This is a genomic window from Ancrocorticia populi, from assembly GCF_003123745.1.
In the GTDB taxonomy this organism is placed as follows: domain Bacteria; phylum Actinomycetota; class Actinomycetes; order Actinomycetales; family Actinomycetaceae; genus Ancrocorticia; species Ancrocorticia populi.
The window spans coordinates 23,543-40,941 of sequence record NZ_QETB01000007.1 but is presented as its reverse complement, the minus strand read 5'-3'; the positions used below and the strand labels follow the sequence as shown (position 1 = coordinate 40,941).

The window sequence follows — 17,399 nt, the reverse complement described above, 5'->3', positions numbered from 1 at the left end:
TTGTCACGTTGTCATACCATCCAATAGGTCGAATTCCGCTTGCTTCACAGTTTCTTCAGAATCGAACCAATACTCCTGCAGTAGCGGCTTGATTTCCGTTCTCACGATGCTCTCGTACCACCCATGTGCGTCTTCGACCCTCTCTTGTTCGTCTGTCAGTGGGGGCGTGAAAAAGCTATGCCCGATCGCGCACTGTGGTCCAAGAGACGGGGTGGTCGAGATCCGCTGATTCAGTTCCCTAATCCTGTTGGCAATCATGTCGAGATAACCTGCATCGATACCAAATCTCTGGTTAACCCAATCTCGCCAAGCGTCGTTATAGGTAGGCGCAAGATCAATGAATGCAAATCGCCGCCGGAGCGCCATATCCACTATTGCAAGCGATCGGTCGGCAACATTCATCGTGCCAATTACGTAGAGGTTCGGAGGAATGTATACACGTTCCGTTCCCCGAGGATAGGCCAGCTCGAGCGCTTCATATTCATTACGTTTGTCAGCCTCCAACAACGTAAGCATCTCGCCAAAAAGCTGGGCTGGGTTCCCTCGATTGATCTCCTCGATCAAAACTACATACGGCCTGTCTGGGTCCGCTTGCGCGGCTGTAACTGCCTTCAGAAATGGACCATCCGTCAACGCCAGCTCACCCTTAGACGATGGCCTATACCCGCGCACGAAGTCTTCATAACTCAAATTTGGATGGAACTGGATAGCTCTGACGCGGTTTATGTCGCGGCTTCCCATGAGAGCATATCCGAGCTTTCGCGCAAGCCACGTCTTCCCTGTTCCCGGCGGACCCTGAAGGATAATGTTCTTCTTTGCCTTCAACCGGTTCAGAATTCGTTCGATCTCATCCCGCGACAGGAAGCTACCATCGCTTATGATCTGATCGATGCTGTAGGCGCTATCGCCGGGGCCTTCTTCGTCAGGCTCATCGTTTAGATCATCACACCCAGCAATATGATTGGAGCCCTCGACATTGTCTGCGGAATCGCTCCGGGCCTTCTCATTCTCCGATGAAACCCAAGCGTGGTACGAGAGATCTGGAAAGCTCTCAAAAGGGTACTCGCCCGCTTCGAATTCACTCTTGCATAGGTCTCGAACCCTTAAATAGGCGACCGCTTTCGGGAGCTTGTCCTTCATGGATTGGACGGCTTCAGCGCAGTCATCACCGAGCGCCCGTTCTTTACGAATAAAGTCACGATTGCGAGAATCTAGATTAAGAAATGCGAGTGGCCTAATCCAATAGAGCCCCATTGTGAGGTTCCATTTGACTTGGCCTTGAGTCCGGACCTGATCAAATGCCATTTCAAATGGTTTGCGATAACCCGATTCGTCAGAAGCAAACAAGATAGCTTGCTCGAACATCTCCCAGAGGTTCTCTATATCGTCTTCCCCACGCTGGCCTTTGAAATCATAAAAGGCGGCTCTAAAGTTGTTTAAGACCGGAATCCCAGCAAACGACGTAGGAATTTGCGCGTGGATTCCAAACTCGTCCCTAAGACCAGTCGCGATTTTGATTCTGGTCTCATCTGCCAGCCCTTTATTGAAGAATCCAAATACTGTAAACGGATCTATATCTACGGGGTCGCCATCCTCGACTTTCGGGAAGTTCACTCTGATGTCCCGGTACATCTCCTGAAGACGATTGAGAAGCTCACCCCGGTCCCTGCGGAATTTCAGCAGCTTATCGGCAAACTCAGCATAGAACTCTATCCATCCGAAGGATCCTGTCTCAGTCACGTAATCTCCGTTGATCTTCATTCGAGTAATCACAACGATTCTACGCGAGGGCGCACAACATCTGGATAAAGGAAATCTATTTGCGAAAAGGCGGGAAGAACCCAATAGGGAGTTCTTCCCGCCTCACATAAATCTAAGCTCCGTGCCGCCTGAACCGCCCAGAAGCCCAGCGCGAACTCGGCAATCACCGCCACGCAGAGGAAAGAAGCAATGACCGCGACGATGCCCACTAAGCTTCGAGCGTCACGGTGGTGGTGCCGGCGGGCCTAGCAGCCTTGAGATCTTGGTAGTGCTTGCGCAGCTCGGGCGTGAGCGCCACGTCCAGAGCCGTGAACGCGAGCGCGGTCCCAGCATCGATGGTGGCTTGATCGGCCGCTTCAGTCCGGGCAGCGGCGGCGAACTCGCGGGTGTGAAGAGCCGCTTCCTGACCGAGGAACGCAATCACCGAGTGAATGGCCGGCAGAACCTGGGTCACGTTGCCCATATCAGTGGAGCCGCCGCCTAGCCCAGAACCCGGAACGAGCTCGCGCCCAAGCCCAGCCAAGTTCGCATCCCATAAATCAGCAAGCTTCTCATCCTGGTCCACCGGGGCGTACGCATACTCCACGGCTTCCCACTCCCACGTGCAGCCCGCGGCCAGTGCGCCCGCCTCGAAGCACTTGAGAACTCGGGCCTTGGCATCGCGCCATGTATCGATATCGAGCGCCCTCACCTCCATTTCCACGACGGCCTTCTCGGGGATGATGTTGGTGACGTGGCCGGATTCAGAAATATAGCCGTTCATATTGACATCGCTCGGCATATGCTGGCGTAGCAGGGCGATGGCGTGAAGGGCGATGCTCGCCGCTGAAAGCGCGTTTTTCCCGGCCCACGGAGCAGCCGCGGCATGCGCACCCTGCCCGTGGTAAGTGACTCTGAAACGATCAACGGCCGTGTACTGCTTGACGTGCGCGGAGATATCGGCCCCCGCCATCCCGTGCACCATCATCGAGAAGTCGGAATCCTCCCACGCGCCTTCACGCAGCATGGTCACCTTGCCGCCGCCGTGTTCCTCAGCGGGCGTCCCGAGCAGCTTGAGAGTGATCCCTGCATCCTCCACCAGCGGAGCAAGCGCAATTGCAGCACCCACACCAATGGTGGCGATTACGTTGTGGCCGCAGCCGTGACCAATCGCGGGCAACGCGTCGTATTCCGAGCACAGCGTAACGGTCAGATCTCCGCTGCCTATCACAGCTTCAAACGAGGTTTCGCAGCCATACACGCCCGTCGTCACATCGAAACCGCGGTTCCTCAGGAATGAAGCAATTCGCTCCATGGCGCGAAATTCCTCCCACGAGAGCTCGGGATCTGCATGAATTTCGTGGTTGAGCTCCAGAATCGCGTCCTTGTGCTTGAGGATTTCTTCTTGCGCAATATCCTTTGCTTGCTCTACAGCCATACCGGACATGTTCGCGTACTCCTCACGTTGTTCGCCTTACTGCGAGCATATGCAGTGCCCTATTTCTTGAACGTTTCAAGTCCAGTACGTGACATTCTTTTCCGACGACGACGAAACTCTCCTCGAACGTGAGCATCCGTCGTCGTTAGAAAATGCGCCAACGGTCCCAATCTGACAACGAAATCCATGCCTACCATGGCCCTATCAACCCGCCAACGAAGGCGGGTTTGCGCGGAAGGGAGAACGTAATGGTCAATCGGATGATCTTCAACCAAACAGGGTTTTTCGGACGTGGAGCTATCCAAGAGATCCCGGCGGCGGCGAAGTCGCGCGGATTCACGAAGGCGATGATCGTGACGGATCCCGTGTTGGCCGATCCAAATAACGGGACCGCAAAGCGAGTGACGGATGTGCTGGACGCGGCTGGCATCGGCTACGAGGTTTTCACGAACGTGAAGGCCAATCCCCCTGTCGAATGCATTCAGGACGGCGTGGAGAAGTTCAAGGCGTCGGGTGCTGATTTCCTCATCGGGCTGGGCGGCGGATCCCCGCAGGATACGTGCAAGGGCATCGGCATCGTGGTGGCAAACCCAGAGTTTGGTGACATTCTTTCGCTCGAGGGTGTGGCAGACACCAAGAATCCCGCTGTTCCAACGTTTGGCGTGCCCACTACCGCAGGAACCGCGTCGGAAACTACCATCAACTACGTCATCACGGACACCGCCAACAAGCGAAAGTTCGTGGCCGTAGATCCTCACGACATTCCGATCGTGGCGTTCGTAGATCCGGACCTCATGGACGGTATGCCGCGCGGTCTCAAGGTGGCTACCGGCTTGGACGCCCTCACCCACGCGATCGAAGGCTACATCACGCCGGGTGCGTGGGCCCTGTCCGATGCGCTGTGCCTGAAGTCAATTCAGATGATCGCGGCGAACCTTGCGAAGAGCGCCGACGGGGACAAGGAAGCTGGCGAGGCAATGGCGTACGCCTCCTACATCAACGGCATGGCCTATTCGAACGTTGGCCTAGGTCTGGTCCACGGCATGGCGCATCCCCTGGGCGGACGCTTGGGCGTTGCTCACGGCGTTGCCAACGGCATCCTGTTGCCCACCGTGTTGGAGTACAACAAGGACTACTCGGGCGAAAAGTACCGTGACATCGCCGCCGCCTTCGGCGTTCCCGGGGCGTACACAAATGATCTTGAAGACGTGCGGAATTCGGCAGTGGCTGCCGTTCGCCACCTTGCCAAGGAACTCGACAACCCCACTACCATCTCCGAGGTGGGAGCTACCGAAGCCGATCTCGAGCCCCTGGCCAAGGACGCGTTCGCGGACGTGTGCACGCCGGGCAACCCGCGCGAAGCCACGGAGGCTGACATTCTGGAGATGTACAAGTCGCTGATGTAGCTGGTGTAGCGGGTGCGGTCGGGACTGCCAGAATAGGTAGGTCTGGTTACAAAAACTAATGTGCCGAGGGGCGCGGGTCTGGATTGCCTCGCGCCCCTCGGTGTTTCTGGTGACCCTTCAGATACCCCATAAATCGGTGACCACAATTTTAATAGTTATTGGTTGAGTCACATGCCGAACTCCCCTCAATAGCAGGGACCGAAGGAGACGGGATTGAACCTCAAAGAGATCGAACTTTTGGTCTGGGCGAAGCTACGCGTTGCCGACGACGGAGAGGACTTCACGCCTTCCAATTTGGTCGAGGAGATGCTCATCCCAGTTCAGAAACGCATCGACTCATCGTGGAACCAGCTTACGGCTCCAGAAACTTCCTTGTGCCAGTTCTGACCCGCAAGCTCTTGACCGTCGACACGAGCATGGCAACAGTGACTTCACAAAGCGCCACGTCAGCCTCTACGACACCGTCGTCGCAGCAGACAAGGGCTGAGACAAACCGATGCGTTGCAGTGTCAGAGTACGAAGTCCAGCAAGGCTACACACTGGTATTACGGAGTCTTTCTCGTTTCTAACAACACTCCGAAGGAGCTAGTCGCAGCGAAATAGTAGCTCTGAATCAGGCCCTGTCTTCTGGAAGCGGAGCCCATCTGAATCGTGGGCTTTGCTCGTCGGTGCCTTGCCATATCACATCTTCAAGACCAAGGTTCTTCTTGCATGATTCCAAGGCAGTTCCGACCAATCCCGTGCCTACACCGGGCTTGACCCACCGCCATGGATGATCATCATGAAGGAAGGGCAATGACATATCTCTCCGCGTAAGTGTAAGGGGGGTAAGCGGCAGTCGTTTTCCCCTGACAAACACTCTTCGTGGTACCATATCCATCATTGCGCGGATTGCACTCTGTTCCTCTGTCGAGAAGTCTTCCTTGAACGTAGCGAAGAGCGGTATCGCAAGAACCCCCTGCGCGAGGAGTGCGGAGCAGAGAGAGAACAAATTCCTCACATCGTTTGAGTCGATGGGATTATGATTCTTGACTTCTCCGAGCACAACCAGCCATCCAGACTCATTCATGATCATCGCAATATCAACTTCCACCTTGCGCTGTCCTGGAAGCTGAACTTCGAGGCCAAACATATGATTTGGCCGGGGCCCTTCTACGTGATTATTCAAGCTGGCAAGGACTCCCGACGCTGCCATCGCCGGGAGGAAAGCTTGCACACGCGAAGAGGGAAGGTGGCCTGCAAGACGGAAGCTCCACTGAGGCTTCGTCAGGGCGAGGGCCAGCGCCAGTCGCACGTCGGTCCCGCAAAACTCACATCTAACAGCGGTGCCGAGCTGTTCAGGAGCAAGTCTGAGCGCGGTGCGACATTCGGGACATACAATACTCAGGAAGGGCACAAACATACCTGAGTTTAGAAGCAGACGGACCTGGCGCTGACTGTAATCCAGTGGAGTCTCATTGTACGCGCGCCATGCATCAGGCCATTCACCTCGGTGGGAAGATACTGTATTTTCAAGATGCTGTTGCGTGAGCCCGTTCATGCGTGTGCCAGCCTCTTGGATTGCTGCGCGGACACCTGGTTGGTTCAGATGCGCCGTCAACGGACCGCCGAAGAGTTCCGCGGCACGAGTCTGGAACTTTCCCTCGTCTGATTGCCCGACAACCACCAAATCGTCATCAAAAAGTAACCGCATCACGTCCATTTGGTATGCATTCAAGACTGAGATTTCGTCCAAATTCGCTTGGATTCCAAGCACCGGCCCAACAGACGAGATCCGAGTCTGATCCGCACCGTAGCCCGGTCGATCAATCAACTTAGCATGGCGCCGATACGGAGGGATAGAGAGGGTAAGTCGCGGATCTACGCCTGAAGCTTCGCGAAAACCGACCTCCGCAGCAACGATTCCTGGGAAAAACCCCAAGTTGTCCCGAAGGGGTAATTCTGGAATGTCGAGGGGAATCAATCTTGTTGTTGCGCCAACATTAATGCGGAAACTGTTTGAAAGAATTCGCTCAAAGCCGGGGAACCTTGACCCTTTCAGCGCTTCCTTTCTGGGAAGGGGGATTAGCTCAGAATGTTGTTTCTTGGCCCACTCGTCTAGCCGCTCCTGTTCCGCTATGTCGAGATCATCATATCCCCACACTGGAATCTCGACCGGTACTTCACGTTGCGCGCCAGTCGGTGAAGACTGCAGAAAGCCGGTGACATCGGGGACATCCGCAAGCACTGCGTTATTGAACTCGGCCGAATCTTGGGTTAGCGGGTAAGTGTTATTTGATAGGGAACGACAATTCCAGAACTGGATCACATCCTGACCATTCTGATCACGCAAGATAACAAAGCCAGGTGGGGTCGGACGAACGAAGCTCGTCGCAAGCTTGAGAAGGCTCGTGGTGTCATTGATCGGACGGCCAGACACCTGTTTATCACTTGTGATTTCCTTTCCTAGATAGGCGGCGACTGCAATCGCCGGAGCAGTTGGACCGTGCCATGCATCTTGTTCGATTCGTGCGGATGCCAGAAGCGCATTTGCTCCGAGGAGCCCCCTTTCGTCCCCAAAAGGACCAAGCTCGGCCCGCCCGTTCCACTCGCAGGAGTGTTTACGGAGGAACTCGACCAGCTCATCCGGTGGGTTCTCAGCATAAACGCTATCTACATCAAACCTCTCAACTTCCCTGCGTAGAGTATCTTCATCTAGGGCCGTGTCAAAAATGGGCATGTACAGCCCACCCCAGACTCTTGATAGCTGGGCTATGACAGAACCTAATTCATCCAAGTCGGTAACATCTGCAAGGACCCCGACCCGCCAGGGGCGTATTGACACGCGGCCGCGGTATAATGCTGTCAATCCCTCGGACACTTTGTCCCCTCACTTTTCAGCGCTTGAACGGCACCAATCTCATGGCCATTGCAATCGTACGCCAGTCACCTCGTTGACGTGCTGCACATTTTCTAAGTCAATAGATTCCTCGTCTATTGCGACATGGATAGGATGCCGTATCCGAAGAGAGCTATCCAAGGTTTGGAAGGTATGATGAGGAGTGAACGTGTATTAGAAGGAGAACCAACGCACGCCATGAAGCCACTCGACGAAGCAGTGCAGCGGCAAGTTGCTGACGAATTAGGCCTGTACGTGTACATGCTTGTTGATCCGCAGACTGGGATACCGTTCTACGTTGGGAAGGGTAGAGGCACACGCTTTGCTTCACACGGCTGGGAAGCGATGTTGGGCGAAGACGAGACCGCAGAATTTGAAGAGACTGACGTAAAGGCCAAGATCGCTCAGATCCGTGCCATCCGATCGACAGGTTTCGAACCGGAGATCTGGATTATTCGTTATGGAATGAAGTCCGGCCCGGAATACACCTCAGTAGAGGCAGCGTGTATTGATCTTCTCCATTCGATGCCGATCCAAACGAGGGTGGATCGCAAGGTCAGGGTTCCTGAAGGATGCACGAGCCAGCTGGCCAACGCGAGGAGAGAAGCATCGCGCGGGCATGGGATCATGCTCCTGCAGGATCTGTACGACGAGATGGCTGCGCCACCGTTGCAAACGGATATCCCTCTTCTTTTGGTAACGCTAGGACCTTGGACCGAAAACAAAAACGAGCGTATGCCCGGTGGTTACCTTCGCCATGGCTATGGCTACAAATCCGAGTGGTTGACTCAGACTGGGCGGATCAAAAACTACCAATCGATCGGAGAGTCAGCCGCGGGGTGGTTCAACTACGCGCCATGGGAAGTCAAGAGAAGAGGTATAGAGTATGCAGCTGCTGTGCATCGCGGAGTCACCCGTGCCCTGCTAAGAATTGACCACGATTCGTGGGAGTCATCTGGCTCTGGACATGATCGTCGGAGTGCGTTCGCATTCGATCTCCTCGACTCAGGTGAGGTATTTGACCAAGTAATCGGCCCGTATGGTCATCGGCTGCCTAGAAAGAAGAAGGGCGCGCAAAAGCAATACTACTGGCCCTACAGGTAGGTTTTCTGGGGGATCGCGACGGGGTAGTGCATGTGCTGGCAAGGCCATGCACATTCGCTTTGTTGCTATCAATCTTTCGTCAGGCTCAGCATGAGTTCGATATGAGCGCAATGCCTTGGCTTCCTCTTGATATTGCGCGGAACTCGGTCAGGGAATCGAAGCTCATGGTCATGCTAGATTGCCACATCTGGCTTTGACAACACTGATCGTCGAAGGTGATATCACGATACTGGCACCCTATAGCCGGTAATATGACGCGCAGAGTCAGCTTTCACAGAGATCGTGGCTCGGCCCGCCGCTCCAAACGCTAGGTGTGTAGTGAAGAAAGAGGAGTGCTAAGTGAACAATGAGATTGTTGGAGAGATATCGCTCGATAAGACGAGCACGGATCCGCTCTTTACTCAGGTCGAAAAGTCTCTCAAAGCAGCCATAGATTCGGGCACGTACTCCCCCGGCCAGAAGATTCCCACGGAACCTGAGTTGGCTGAGATGTATGGGGTCAGCCGAATAACCATCAGGCGCGCAATCGATGAACTGTGCCAGCACGGCCTCTTGGTCAAGCGGCAGGGCAAGGGAACGTTTGTCCGCGAGCGCAAGATGGCCCGCAAGATCGAGCATGCGTCAAGTTTCACTGAATCGGCTTTAATGAGTGGCATGGTTCCAACCGCTGCGGTGATGCTGCGGGAGGTGATCTCCTCAGCTCCTTCGGGTATTGCCTCCCGCCCGGAGTTCCATAACGATGGCATCCTCTACATTCAGCGGGTACATTTCGCTGACGATTCGCCCATTATGGTGGAAAACAATTACTACCCGCTCCCCCGATTCAAGTTCTTGCTGAAGGAACCGCTAGATGGTTCACTCTTTCAGGCACTGAGGGATCACGGCGTGCAGGTGGGCAGCTCCGAGAATTCCTACATCGATGCTATTGCTGCGACGAAGCAGCATGCGGACATGCTCTCGGTTCTTGTTGGGGATCCCCTGTTTTTGTTGTACCGCGAGATGCTCGATACGAACAGCGAGCTGATCTATGTAGGTAGGCAGTATATTGCGGCTAATCGCTATCGCTTCTTTTATGACATCACGTAGGTATCCAAGCAGGAAAATGGGCTGGGGCAGAGAACTCGTCTCTACCCCAGCCCATTTAAGCTATCCGCTACTCAGTAGCCGCGTTCCACTCCCTCGGTTTCACGAGCCACGTCATCCTCGAGGATCTGCCACGCACGCTCGAAATCTGGATCATTGTTCCAGAGCGCCGGAGGTCCGGCCACAACCATGTCCGCACCTGCACGATACAGGTTTGCGTACAAGGACTTGTTCATCGAACCATCGGCCTCAATGAGGAAGTCGAGTCCAAGATCATCACGCAAGCGCGCCAGCGTAGAAATCTTGTCGTACATTTCCTTGATGACCGGCTGTCCAGCAATGCCGGCATCCACGAGCATGAGGGTGACTTTGTCGAGGTAGGGCAGGTAGTACCGAATCGATTCGAGCGGTCGCGACGGGTTGAGTGCTACACCCGCTTTACAGCCAAGCTCCTTGATCTGATTGATTGTCACGAGGGCTACGTTCTCGATAACGTCCGCGTGCGGAGTCAGCCACGTTGCGCCAGCGTTCGCAAACGTCTCAAGGTATTCCCACGGCCGCTGGATCATGAGGTGGGCATCCATTGGCTTCGTAACGATGCCTTTGATCGCTTCCGTGAACTCAGGGCCAACACCAAACGTGCGAACGTAATAGCCATCTTTGATGTCTAGGTGCATGAAATCGGTACGCTCATCAACGTAACGAACTTGATGTTCAAGGTCTAAGAGATCCGCGCATCCAATTGCGGTGGAGATCTTTAGTTTTCTTTCCATGATGCTTCTTCGCTTCTTCCTTCTCATATGAGAATTGGTTGGGGAATGGAAAAATCGTCGTCGTTAAAATTCGCGGTTATACGCGTGGTCCGGCAGTAAAAACCACCGGACCACGCACAACACAACAAGCCGAAATTGGAGGGCTGGTTAACCGATCTTCTCCGCGTAGCCGCGCATCCAGGCTGCGTCTTCGTCCGAGAGATTGATGCTCATCGCGCGTACGTTCTCGCTGATCTCCTCGGGCCGGGTGCTGCCGCTGAGGACCGTGACGTTTTCATCCTGAGCCAGAATCCATGCGATCGCTAGATCGGCCGAGGAACAATCGTACTTCTCGCGAAGCGGCGCCCACGCGTCCAGCATGTCCTGAGCCAGCTCCAGATTGGCGGGCTCAAACCACTTCTTACCTGCGCGAGCGTTCCCGGCGGGAGGCACGTATCCGCGCGGAACAGCGCCGGCAAGAATTCCCATTTCGAGAGGCGAGTACGCCTGGACCGTCACGCCGTTTTCGATACAGACGGGCATGAGATCCTTTTCGACCGTGCGGTCAAGGATGCTGTAGCGCATCTGCACGATATCAAGATCGCCATACTTCAAGTACTCGCGAACCTGATTCGAGTCCACATTGGCGGCGCCAATTCCGTGAATCAGCCCCTTTTCCTTCAGCCCCATGAGGTACTCAACAGTCTCTGCGATAGGCGTGTTGAATGGCTCAATCGCGGGCCAGTGCGTCATGTAGATATCGATGTAGTCGGTTCCAAGGCGCGTCAGGCTCGCCTCAAGCTCTCGTTCGATCGATGCCGGATCCAAGGAACGGTTCAGGACGCGGTCACCAACCTTGTTGAAGAATGACCCCTCTCCGTCCCAGATCAGGCCGCACTTGGTGATTACGACGTAATCCTCACGGTTGCCCGCGATTGCCTTACCAACGATTTCTTCACTACGTCCGAAGTTGTAGCCGGGCGCCGTGTCTACGAGATTGACCTTATGAGCTAGCCCCTCGTGGATTGTCTGGATACCCAGATCTTCGGCATCAACACCATCAAATGCGGGTCCGCCACCGATCGCCCACGTGCCGAGGCCAATCCGAGAGACATCCTGTCCCACGTTTCCAATCTTCATTCTGTTTCCTCTCTTGTTAGCCTTATCGGCTCTTACTTAGATGTCTAACTCCGGCTTGCCAGAAATTCGTCTACTTGCGCTTTGCTTTGCACGCCGGACGTTGCCCCAAGGCCGCCAACCGAAACCGCAGCCACCGCGTTAGCGAATACTGCACATTCTTGAGGTGTCTTGTTATCAACAAGTGCGCGGATGAAACCTGCGGCAAAGTTGTCCCCCGCTCCAGTGGTGTCGATGGCGTCTAGGTCATCACGCACGAACGCTGGAATCGAGATGGGCTCTTGGCCTGCCGTGAACAATGTGCAACCACGCTTGCCCGTCTTCAGGACAACAGTGCCCACGCCCTTGTCGAGAAGCGTTGCGGCGGCTTCGGCACCGTCTCGTGCGCCTGTCAGGTCAATAACTTCATCTTCATTGGGGAAGAAGTAATCAACGTAGCCGAGCGCTTCGGCGATATCGTCGAGTCCTGCTCCGATACGACTAGGAACCATATCTGCACAGATAGTCATCCCTACTGCCTTCGCAGCGGCGAATAGCCTTGCGATCCAATCGCCAGACAGCAATGGATTATTGAAGATGCTGCCGAAAGCCAAGATCCTCGGTGCTGATACTACGGTCTCCTCGGTTGCCCCAGGGCTACCAAGAAAGCCCGATACGTCAATATCGGATTCTTCGGTCTTCCACAGGCTTCCGTTCCGGTTCGTAATAAACGTGCGTTCACCATCTGGTGCAACTAGGCCCACATTTAGCGAGGTTGTGAGCCGCTGTTGGACCGAAACACCCGTCACATCTACGCCGGCCTCCCGCGCGGTCTGGATGATGAACTCGCCGGCAGCATCGGCTCCTACTGCACTGACAAGCCCTACGCGCGACCCGAGTTTGGAAAGCACGATGGACTCGTTGAGGGCATCCCCGCCTACTCGCATCGAGACATCTTCAACTGGATAGGAGACGGAATCGAATACGGTACGGTCTACGGGCTGGAGTGGTATATCCACGACGGAAGTACCAACGCAGATCACGTCTACTGGAGTCATCGGTTCGGACCTTTCTAATAGGAACTGCTACTTAGGAAAGGCTGGAATCAACCACAACCACGGCCTTCGTGAAAGTATCGGCATGGTTTGCCGCAACCTCGAAGGCCTCCTGAATATCTTCGTAATCAAAGTGCTTATCAACTATTGCTGAAGCATCAAGAGCGCCCGAACGAATCAATTCGATCGTTGTTGGATAGGAGTTGCAGTAGCGGAATACTGTCTGCATGGTCACTTCGCGGTTGATTGCGAGGAAGGAGATTGGCGCCTCCCCAGGCACGGTTCCCACGATCATGAACTTCCCGCGGCGCTTGACTACATTGAGCCCGAGCTTCACGGTGGGGATTGCTCCCGCGGTTTCGAAAACTACGTCCGCACCGTATTGACCTACGATGTCCTTGATCTTTGCGGCAACGTCCGGGTCACTTCCGCTGAACGCCGCCGTAGCACCGAGCTCGCGCGCCTTTTCAAGGCGCCGTTCCTGAATATCGACGACGACGATTGCCCTCGCGCCAGCCATCTTGGCAACCATTGAAACCATGAGGCCAACTGCACCGCCACCGAGCACCACAGCCGTCTTTCCAAGGAGGTTCCCGGCCATCTGTACCGCGTGGGTAGCAACGGACGCGGGCTCAACCAGTGCGCCCTCGTCTAGGCTCATGGAATCGGGGAGCTTAAACGTCAGATGTGCGGGGTGCGTAATGAACTTGGCGAAGGCGCCTTTGTAGTTGGGAGCAGTCGCCATGAAATCGACGTTGGGGCATACATTGTAGTGTCCAGCCAAGCAGAACTCGCAGCGGTAGCATGGAACGCCCGGCTCGAGGCAAACGCGGTCCCCAACCTTCAAATCCGTCACGTTCTCGCCAACGTCGGCGATGATGCCCGCTGGCTCATGCCCAAGGCCAACTTCCTGACCCGGCTGGGGTGGAATGTAAGGTCCGGACTTGAACCCATGAATATCGGAACCGCACATGCCAACTCGCGCGATCTGCACAAGCACCTCATCTGGGCCCGGAGCAGGACGATCACAGTCCTCGAACACCATCTTGCCGGGTGTTTCTAGAATTGCCTTTGAGTTTGCACTCATCTTTATTCACCTGATTCTTTCTTCCGCCGGCTTATCCGGCAGTCTCGATGTGCGCTGCCGTAGCAGCGCGAATTGATAGATATGTGCTTCTTGGGATTAACGTGTGGATGACAACTGATCGCTGTCAAGTGACATCTCCTCGCACGTCCTTCCACGCGTCTCTATGCCGAACACGGCTAGGATCACCGCGCAAAGAGTGAGGAGGGCACCGAGGACAATGAATACGGCGACAACACCGAATTCGGTAAGTAGCCATGCCACGAGGTAGGGAGAGACAATCGCCGTCACGCGACCGATTGAGTTGGCGATTCCAAGCCCGCGCATCTTCTGTTTAGTGGGCCAGACTTCCGGGGCGTAGACCGCAGAGGAAAAGCTGTTATAGATGTATAGGACGATGATCATCACCGTTCCTATGAGGAGGATAGCGGTGCGGCTCGTCTGGTTTGCGTAGATAAATCCAAGTACTGCTACGAGCACAATCAGCACGGCGCCCAGAATCTTGCGTGGGAACCTGTCCATGATGAGCGTTGAGATATACACGCCTACGGGAGCACCAATCATCATGATCATGGACATCTGAAGGGAGTTCTTGATATCAATTCCCTGATTCACAAAGATTGTGGGCACCCACTGGGTGATCGTGTAGAGCGATAGGTTCATCGCAACTAGCGTTGCTGTGGCAACGAGTGTTCTCCGCCCAAGATCGCCGTGGAAGAAGTCCCATAACTTCGTATCATCATCCGGTTCGAGTTCTTCGTCATCCTCGAGCACTTGGTCGGGAGATAGAACCTCTTCAAATCCGGACTCTCGTGCGACCTTATTGATAATGGCGATTCCCTCTTCCACTCGGCCGTTGTTAATCAGCCACCGTGGCGATTCATCCAGCCTCAGATGCACCACGAAAAGCATGACGAAAGATAGTGCGCTTCCAACTGCAAACACTGCTCGCCAGCTCAATGTGGGAATCAAGATCGCCGCGAGAATTGCGGCGATCAGAGGTGACAGGTTTCCAAGCAGGGAAATGCGGGCTGACCACATTCCACGCGATTTCGCTGGAATGAACTCCGTGAAGGATCCATACCCCAGAACGATCCCGCCGCCCATGCCGATGCCCATGAGGCCGCGGCACACGATTAAGAAAACCATCCCTGGCGCGAACGCTGCCACAAGAGACGCGGATGCAAACACCACGATGCATAGCTCGTAAGTCTTCTTCCGCCCGATTTTGTCTCCGAGAGATCCAGCAACGAGCGATCCAACAAAGAAGCCAACCATCATGGCCGAGGAGAAGAATGCGTTCCAGTAGTTATTGGACCACCCTCGGTCCACAAGATCCGCGAGTACCGAATTCCCCGATGAATTCAGAATGCCGTTGAATTGGAGAGCGAAGCCAACTACCCAGAACGTTTTCCAGTGCCACCGTGATACAGGCATACGCTCAAGTTTGGCCAGAGCCCCTTTCGATTCCATGACGTCCTCACACATTCTGCAGTCGTGGCAGATTTTGTGGGGGCATCCCTCTATCTGCTAACTGCTCAATTCAGTTTCTGTGCCAGCACCCGACATTGGGTGCCGGCTTCATAAAGGTCTTTAGGTTTCGGCCCCAGTGCCTTGATCTCCACCTAAGCAACCTTGTTAGCCCGTTTTCTGAAACCCACCTCGGATCGAGGTTGGGCCGGGCGGGCAGTGCCCGGATCCGTGGATCCGGGCACTGTTAACCTCAGGTACAGGAACCGGTATCTTCAATAGGCTCAATTGGCTTGCTAAAGTCCGTCTCCACCTTTGGCATGGCTGCCCCGCGGCCCGTCGCTCCAAGCATCTCGATCTTTTCGAGTGCCTTTTCTTTTAGGGCAGCACGTACTCGAAGCTGAGTATTAACGAAGTTCGTGCTGGTATCAGCGCGAATTGCGTCCATGGCGGCGAAGCCCAACTCAGCGTGAATGTTGACCTTGGAAATCCCAAGACCGACGGCCTTCTTCACGTCCTCATCCGGGATACCCGAAGCCCCGTGCAGTACCAGCGGCACGTCCACCGCGTTGCGCACTGCCTCCAGCACATCAAAGGAAATGCGAGGAGTCGAGGAATATGGCCCGTGCTGGTTGCCGATCGCAATAGCAAGAACGTCAGCACCAGTACGCTCAATGAATTCCGCCGCCTGGGACGGATCCGTGTAATCGTATGTGGCCATCTGCTCTTCGTAATTGCCGTAATCGCCAACGTGTCCAAGCTCAGCTTCCACCGGAACGCCACGAGGATGGAAATAGTCCACCACTCGCTTGGTCTCTGCAATGTTCTCTTCGAACGGTAGCTTCGAGGCGTCGCGCATAATCGCGTTCATGCCGTGCTCGTATGCGTTGTGAACAATGTCGAAGCTGCGTCCGTGATCCCACATCAAAATAGTGGGAACATTGGAATTCTTCGCCATCGATTCCATCGTGGTTGCGAAGTCCTCGAACACGCAATTCTCCACGAAACCAGTGCCGAACGAGACGATCACCGGTGCGTTGGCCTCTTCGGCTGCATCCATCACACCCATGAGCATTTCTGCATTCCAGGTATTGAAGAGTGGCACAGCATAGCCGTTCTTCTGCGCATCGCGCAGCCACCAAGTTAAATCAGCAAGCATAGTGTTTCCTGTTCTTCGTTGTGATTATCAGATCAGTCGTCGAAGTCGTACTTCACGACAACCTTGATGGCATCCTTAGCCGCCATGGCTTCGAAGCCCTTCTCCCACTCTGAGAGGCCGAATTCATGGGTAAGCATGGGCTCAATCTGGAGCTGGCCGGATTCAACCATGCGGAGCACATTGCGCCAGGTGGTGGAGTCGTACGCCATATGGCCCAGAATCGCGATGTTCCACTCGGTGATGCGATTGATCGAGAAGTTCAACGGCTGGAAGCCCATACCGGCGCGGACGATCTCCGCATTCGGGCGAACCATCTTGATTGCCTGCTCTAGCGCAGCGTTCGCACCCGAACACTCAATCACTAGGCCGAGGTTGTCCTTGCCGCAGATCTCTTGGCACCGAGCAACAACATCTTCCTTGGAAGCATTGACCACGTGTGTGGCACCAAGCTTCTTGCCCACTTCGAAGCGAGTGGAGACGTCCGCATCGAGGCCAACCAGCACAATGTTGGTTGCGCCCATGGACTTAGCAACCTGGACCGAGTTCAGGCCGATCGGGCCGGCTCCGATCACTACAACGTCCTGCCCCGGAAGCAGATGTGGCTGCTGGGCAACGGTCTTGTAGGAGTTACAGAGCGGTTCAATCGCTGCTGCCTGCTCAAACGGGAGGTTGTCCGGGATCTCCCAAATGGCGTGACGGTGGATGCGCAGGATCTCACCTGGAATCACTGCGTACTTCGTGAAGCCACCGCCCCAACGGTTGTTATCGAGCCCGATGTTCGTCTTGTTCTCACAGACGAGGAAGTCTGCGCGCTCACATGCAGGGCACACACCGCACACATGCCCCGTGTTATCAGTGACAACCCGCTGGCCAACATGCCAATCGGTCACCTTTGAACCAACCTTGGCAATTGTTCCTGCGAACTCATGCCCACGAATCGAATTGAATTCATCCGAGCCATTGTCAACGCGGAAATGCTTCATATCCGCGCCACAAATGGTGGCCGCTCCAACTTCGACGAGGATGTCCTCGTCCCCAATTTCCGGTACGGGCACATCGATGAGCCTGTAGCCGCCGAACTCCTTGCCGTAACGTGCAAGAGCCTTCATAATCT

General features: G+C 55.0%; 14 protein-coding genes. 4 read left to right on the top strand and 10 right to left on the bottom strand.

All coding sequences use genetic code 11. The features are described from left to right. Positions 1–3: 3 nt before the first annotated feature. Both DD236_RS11520 and DD236_RS11510 read right to left on the bottom strand, forming a co-directional pair. Positions 4–1,761 carry an McrB family protein gene (locus DD236_RS11520; RefSeq protein WP_109094571.1) on the bottom strand — a complete coding sequence of 586 codons (1,758 nt, stop codon included), beginning with the start codon at positions 1,759–1,761 and terminating at the stop codon, positions 4–6. Positions 1,762–1,969: 208 nt separating this feature from the next. After that, positions 1,970–3,178: an amidohydrolase gene (locus DD236_RS11510; protein ID WP_207785809.1), complete on the bottom strand. Its 1,209-nt coding sequence runs from the start codon at positions 3,176–3,178 to the stop codon at positions 1,970–1,972. A 248-nt stretch (positions 3,179–3,426) separates the two neighbouring features. Between DD236_RS11510 and fucO the strand changes: the two genes are divergently transcribed. After that, entirely contained in the window at positions 3,427–4,584 is a 1,158-nt protein-coding gene (gene fucO, locus DD236_RS11505) for a lactaldehyde reductase (RefSeq protein WP_109094544.1), read from the top strand. A gap of 213 nt (positions 4,585–4,797) precedes the next feature. After that, complete coding sequence (locus tag DD236_RS12095; RefSeq protein ID WP_165819915.1) at positions 4,798–4,971, top strand: hypothetical protein; 174 nt, start codon at positions 4,798–4,800, stop codon at positions 4,969–4,971. 226 nt (positions 4,972–5,197) lie between these two features. Here the strand turns inward: DD236_RS12095 and DD236_RS11500 are convergent, their stop codons facing one another. Continuing rightward, the gene (locus DD236_RS11500) at positions 5,198–7,303 is read right to left on the bottom strand and encodes a zinc ribbon domain-containing protein (RefSeq protein ID WP_109094543.1); all 2,106 of its coding nucleotides are present in this window, start codon (positions 7,301–7,303) and stop codon (positions 5,198–5,200) included. Between the two features lie 357 nt (positions 7,304–7,660). On the opposite strand from DD236_RS11500, the gene DD236_RS11495 reads away from it, so the two are divergent. Then, positions 7,661–8,566, top strand: coding sequence for a GIY-YIG nuclease family protein (locus DD236_RS11495; RefSeq protein ID WP_109094542.1), 906 nt, complete (start codon positions 7,661–7,663; stop codon positions 8,564–8,566). 339 nt (positions 8,567–8,905) lie between these two features. After that, positions 8,906–9,652 (top strand): GntR family transcriptional regulator, encoded by a 747-nt coding sequence (locus tag DD236_RS11490; protein WP_109094541.1) that lies wholly within the window; start codon positions 8,906–8,908, stop codon positions 9,650–9,652. A 71-nt stretch (positions 9,653–9,723) separates the two neighbouring features. Here the strand turns inward: DD236_RS11490 and DD236_RS11485 are convergent, their stop codons facing one another. The 7 genes from DD236_RS11485 to DD236_RS11455 all read right to left on the bottom strand — a co-directional run bounded on the left by DD236_RS11485 (position 9,724) and on the right by DD236_RS11455 (position 17,394). Then, positions 9,724–10,422 carry a beta/alpha barrel domain-containing protein gene (locus DD236_RS11485; RefSeq protein ID WP_109094540.1) on the bottom strand — a complete coding sequence of 233 codons (699 nt, stop codon included), beginning with the start codon at positions 10,420–10,422 and terminating at the stop codon, positions 9,724–9,726. A 147-nt stretch (positions 10,423–10,569) separates the two neighbouring features. Beyond that, entirely contained in the window at positions 10,570–11,541 is a 972-nt protein-coding gene (locus DD236_RS11480; RefSeq protein WP_109094539.1) for an aldo/keto reductase, read from the bottom strand. Positions 11,542–11,585: 44 nt separating this feature from the next. Then, entirely contained in the window at positions 11,586–12,575 is a 990-nt protein-coding gene (locus DD236_RS11475; RefSeq protein ID WP_109094538.1) for a carbohydrate kinase family protein, read from the bottom strand. A 31-nt stretch (positions 12,576–12,606) separates the two neighbouring features. After that, positions 12,607–13,659, bottom strand: coding sequence for an NAD(P)-dependent alcohol dehydrogenase (locus DD236_RS11470; RefSeq protein ID WP_109094537.1), 1,053 nt, complete (start codon positions 13,657–13,659; stop codon positions 12,607–12,609). 96 nt (positions 13,660–13,755) lie between these two features. Continuing rightward, positions 13,756–15,093, bottom strand: coding sequence for an MFS transporter (locus DD236_RS11465; RefSeq protein WP_165819914.1), 1,338 nt, complete (start codon positions 15,091–15,093; stop codon positions 13,756–13,758). A 286-nt stretch (positions 15,094–15,379) separates the two neighbouring features. Beyond that, positions 15,380–16,285 carry a class II fructose-bisphosphate aldolase gene (locus DD236_RS11460; protein WP_109094535.1) on the bottom strand — a complete coding sequence of 302 codons (906 nt, stop codon included), beginning with the start codon at positions 16,283–16,285 and terminating at the stop codon, positions 15,380–15,382. Between the two features lie 32 nt (positions 16,286–16,317). Next, on the bottom strand, positions 16,318–17,394 hold the full coding sequence (locus DD236_RS11455) for a zinc-binding dehydrogenase (protein WP_109094534.1): 1,077 nt from the start codon (positions 17,392–17,394) through the stop codon (positions 16,318–16,320). Positions 17,395–17,399: the final 5 nt, after the last annotated feature.

Excerpts from the sequence above, each read along its gene's own strand:
- DD236_RS11520 (WP_109094571.1), bottom strand. The coding sequence starts at position 1,761 with ATGAAGATCAACGGAGATTACGTGACTGAGACAGGATCCTTCGGATGG.
- DD236_RS11510 (WP_207785809.1), bottom strand. The coding sequence starts at position 3,178 with ATGGCTGTAGAGCAAGCAAAGGATATTGCGCAAGAAGAAATCCTCAAG.
- fucO (WP_109094544.1), top strand. The coding sequence starts at position 3,427 with ATGGTCAATCGGATGATCTTCAACCAAACAGGGTTTTTCGGACGTGGA.
- DD236_RS11500 (WP_109094543.1), bottom strand. The coding sequence starts at position 7,303 with ATGCCCATTTTTGACACGGCCCTAGATGAAGATACTCTACGCAGGGAA.
- DD236_RS11495 (WP_109094542.1), top strand. The coding sequence starts at position 7,661 with ATGAAGCCACTCGACGAAGCAGTGCAGCGGCAAGTTGCTGACGAATTA.
- DD236_RS11485 (WP_109094540.1), bottom strand. The coding sequence starts at position 10,422 with ATGGAAAGAAAACTAAAGATCTCCACCGCAATTGGATGCGCGGATCTC.
- DD236_RS11480 (WP_109094539.1), bottom strand. The coding sequence starts at position 11,541 with ATGAAGATTGGAAACGTGGGACAGGATGTCTCTCGGATTGGCCTCGGC.
- DD236_RS11475 (WP_109094538.1), bottom strand. The coding sequence starts at position 12,575 with ATGACTCCAGTAGACGTGATCTGCGTTGGTACTTCCGTCGTGGATATA.
- DD236_RS11470 (WP_109094537.1), bottom strand. The coding sequence starts at position 13,659 with ATGAGTGCAAACTCAAAGGCAATTCTAGAAACACCCGGCAAGATGGTG.
- DD236_RS11465 (WP_165819914.1), bottom strand. The coding sequence starts at position 15,093 with ATGCCTGTATCACGGTGGCACTGGAAAACGTTCTGGGTAGTTGGCTTC.
- DD236_RS11460 (WP_109094535.1), bottom strand. The coding sequence starts at position 16,285 with ATGCTTGCTGATTTAACTTGGTGGCTGCGCGATGCGCAGAAGAACGGC.
- DD236_RS11455 (WP_109094534.1), bottom strand. The coding sequence starts at position 17,394 with ATGAAGGCTCTTGCACGTTACGGCAAGGAGTTCGGCGGCTACAGGCTC.